Annotated in this window: 4 protein-coding genes and 2 pseudogenes; all 6 read right to left on the bottom strand. The window is 54.1% G+C overall.

Annotation, left to right across the window (positions count from 1 at the left end; all coding sequences use genetic code 11):
• Positions 1–65: 65 nt before the first annotated feature.
• Positions 66–380, bottom strand: a pseudogene (locus tag I2C21_RS17340) (recombinase family protein); the annotation flags it as partial.
• 127 nt (positions 381–507) lie between these two features.
• Positions 508–702: a transposon-encoded TnpW family protein gene (locus I2C21_RS17335; protein ID WP_002594231.1), complete on the bottom strand. Its 195-nt coding sequence runs from the start codon at positions 700–702 to the stop codon at positions 508–510.
• Complete coding sequence (locus I2C21_RS17330; RefSeq protein WP_002594232.1) at positions 699–1,553, bottom strand: ATP-binding protein; 855 nt, start codon at positions 1,551–1,553, stop codon at positions 699–701. The genes I2C21_RS17335 and I2C21_RS17330 overlap by 4 nt, the downstream gene beginning before the upstream one ends.
• Positions 1,550–2,290 (bottom strand): replication initiator protein A, encoded by a 741-nt coding sequence (locus tag I2C21_RS17325; protein WP_002594233.1) that lies wholly within the window; start codon positions 2,288–2,290, stop codon positions 1,550–1,552. Before I2C21_RS17325 ends, I2C21_RS17330 begins: the two co-directional genes overlap by 4 nt.
• Positions 2,291–2,420: 130 nt before the next feature.
• Positions 2,421–2,807, bottom strand: coding sequence for a cysteine-rich VLP domain-containing protein (locus I2C21_RS17320; RefSeq protein WP_002594234.1), 387 nt, complete (start codon positions 2,805–2,807; stop codon positions 2,421–2,423).
• Positions 2,797–3,132: pseudogene (locus I2C21_RS17315) on the bottom strand (relaxase/mobilization nuclease domain-containing protein); the annotation flags it as partial. The pseudogene I2C21_RS17315 and the gene I2C21_RS17320, both read right to left, overlap by 11 nt.

The raw sequence follows: 3,132 nt of genomic DNA, 5'->3' as shown, positions 1-3,132 counted from the left end.
GCCTGATATTCAGCCTTTATTTGTTGTCAGCAGCCCGTTTCACGGTCTGCCTTTTGTGTCCTTGTCCATAATGTTTCTGTGTACATTCCCACCTGTAAGTAGTTTCGCCCTAACCTCGACATATCCTTGACGATAACTGTCCCGACTTTCCCTGCTTCAATGTCTGCAAGCATGGCTTGAAATCCGGGTCTTTGAAAGTTCGCACCGGAATAACCGTCGTCGGTGTACCAGCGCAGATTAGAAAATCCATTCTGTTTGGCATAGGTTTCCAAAATCCTCTTTTGGTTGGAAATGGAATTGCTCTCGCCTTGCAGCTCGTCCTCATGGGACAGTCTTGGGTAAAGGGCGGTAATGAGTTGCTGGGTGGTCTGTCTTAACATAAATTCCTCCGTTTCCGACAGCCAGCCCCACTATTCCGTACCTTGATTGTACCACATGGGGCGGCTGTCTGTATAGCGGCAAAAGCGTCAAATCTGCTTCTTTACGGTCGGTAAAAATGACGGTTTTTCAATCAGGCTTATCACAGGTCAAATATCCGGCGGCGGCTTCTGCTTCCAGCACTTTCATCATCTTGTCAGCGGCGGTGTCGGTCGCCCCCTCCTTGAAAAAGCCAGACACCACAAGGATTGTGTTGCCTATCCTCGTTTCGGTCACGCAGTCCGGGCGGCGGGCAGGGCGTTTGTTTCTCTGGGTGTCGGTCATAGGCAAATCTCCTTTCCGGCAAGCAGCCGTTTCAGCTGTTCCATTTTTCCCTGTGCGGCGGCTTTCCTCAAATTCTCCCCGGTAAAGCAGAGAGGGGAACACATTTCAAGCAGGCGGTCATAAATCCGGGCGTGGGCGGTGTCCTCCGGGTGCTGCAATTCCTCCAGCGTGAGGTTGGTCGTCACAATCAGCGGCTTCCTGCTCCGGTAGCGGCTGTCAATCACATTGTAGACCTGTTCCAGACCGTATTCTGTGCCACGCTCCATTCCAAAATCGTCAATGATGAGCAGGGGGAAGCTGCAAAGGCGGGAAATATATTCGTTCCTGCCCGCAAAGCTGGCGGCAAGGTCGTTTAATATTGCTGCAAAGTTTGTCATGCACACCGGGACTTCCTGCTCCATGAGGGCGTTTGCAATACACCCGGCAAAATAGCTTTTCCCAGTGCCTACCCTGCCCCACAAGAGCAGCCCGTAGTTCCCGTCCTTTATCTGTTCCCAGCGTGCCACATATCCGGCGGCGTTCTTCATCTGCGGGCAGCTGCCGTTATCGTTGGCAAATGTCCAGTCCTGCATGGTCTTGTCTGTAAAGCCCTGCCGTTTCAGCCGTTCCACCGTTTCAAGGTGGCTGCGCCGCTTCTCGGCGGCTTCCCGTTCCTTACGGGCTGCCCGCTGGCAGTCGCACTCTGACGGGTGGCGGTCACGCCCGAAAAAGGTCTTGCCCTCCGGGAAATAGGCTTCTTTGGGTTTCCGGCATTTGCCGCAGTATAAAAGCCCGTCCTCCCCGGTGTAATCCTCCGGCTCGGCTGTGGTGTCGGTCATAGGCAGTATGGTGTTGTGGATTGTATCGGTCATAGGCTTTCTCCCTCCTTGAATGAATAGTCCGGTATGCCTTTCTTTGGCTTCTCTTTGGCAGCGTCCTCCTGCGCCCACTTGTAAATGGTGGCTGCATGGCTCTGGTACTGCTTCCCGGTGGAAGCGATGTGGCAGGAAAGGCGGTCAAGGTAATACTCCCACTTGCCGGGGAAGTCCTGTTCCAGCTCCAAAAGTTCTGTGTCAGAAAGAAATACATTTTTATATCTGCCATAAGCGGCGGGGGGCTGCCCCTCACTCGCTCCTTTTGTTTGGCTCTCTATTAGGTTGTTTATATTAGTTTGGTTAGGGGACGGTTTTCCGACCGTCATAAGGTCAGTTTTCCGGCTGTCAGTTGGTCGGTTTCCCGCCCTTATGAGGGGCGGTTTTCCGTCCGTCAGTTGGTCGGAAAACTGTACCACTGGGATAGGCGGCACTTTCACATACAGACGGTTGGCGGCAGAAAAGCCCGTCCGTCTGCGTTCCAGCAGCCCGGCAGCGTCCAGTTCGTTCAGTGCGCCCTTTATGGTGGTGCAGCCTTTATCCAGCATTTCCGCTATCTCTGCTATGGGGTAGACAATGTATGTCCGTCCCTCGCTGTCCTGCCAGCCGTTCTTCTGCGAAAGGGTGGAACGGTCTAACAGCAGCGCATATAACTCTCTTGCGGTGTGGGATAGGTCTGTTTCCAGCAGGAAACGGGGGTAAGGCAGGTAAGCGGGCAGCTCCGTTCCTGCGGTCATATAATCAGCGATAGGGTTCACCTCCTTGTGGTGTCTGTCTGTGGGTTCTGTTACGCTTTTAGGGGGCGTTTTTAAGGGAAAAGGATAAATGTATCACGCACCCTTTGACACCCTCCAAAAAAGCCTTGATTTATGCGGGTTTGAAATGCCCTAAAGCGTGACATTTCTCCCTTTGTTTCCGCTTCCGTTTGGCGGCGTTTATCCGCTTCATGCGTCCGGCGCAGTCCGGGCAGTATTTCCCCCGGTTGGATTTTGGGAAGAAGAACGCCCCGCAGACAGCGCAGCGTTTCCGGCTTCCCCGGCGCAAGAGGGCGGCTTCCAGTGCTTCATCAAGGGGCAGGACAGCGGCGGTAAACCAGCGGCAGAGCAGCGAATAGCTGATACTCTGTACACACACGCAAGGCTCGCCGTCCTCCAACAGCAGGCAGTTCCCGCTGTCATAGTTGCAGCACTCATGCACAAGGCGGCGGGCTGCCCGGTACTGGCGGTAGTCCATGCGGGGGATATTACCGTTCATGGCTCTGCTCCTTTCTGCGCTGCGGCTCGCTCCGGCGTAAAATCTGGTCGATATTGCCCTTGACAGTCTGCAAGCGGCGGTACTCCTCCCGTTTTGCCCGGTAATCGTTGTAGCCGCTGTTTTTCTCTTTGATAAGGCTTTCAATCTCTGCTTGCAGGGATTTATAGCTCGGCAGCTTGGAAATGCCGTTCTCCCTGAAATAGCGGGCGGCTGCGTCTGCTATGATAAAGTCACTTTCATGCTTCTGACGGTAGGCTGCTTTTGCTTTGGCGTTTTTCTGCTGTTTCAGCCCGTCCCGGACAGGGCGGGTCTTGGAATAGGCAAG

Source organism: Clostridium sp. J1101437_171009_A5 (assembly GCF_015547905.1).
In the GTDB taxonomy this organism is placed as follows: domain Bacteria; phylum Bacillota; class Clostridia; order Oscillospirales; family Oscillospiraceae; genus Pseudoflavonifractor_A; species Pseudoflavonifractor_A gallinarum.
This window is presented reverse-complemented; position numbering and strand designations above follow the sequence as displayed.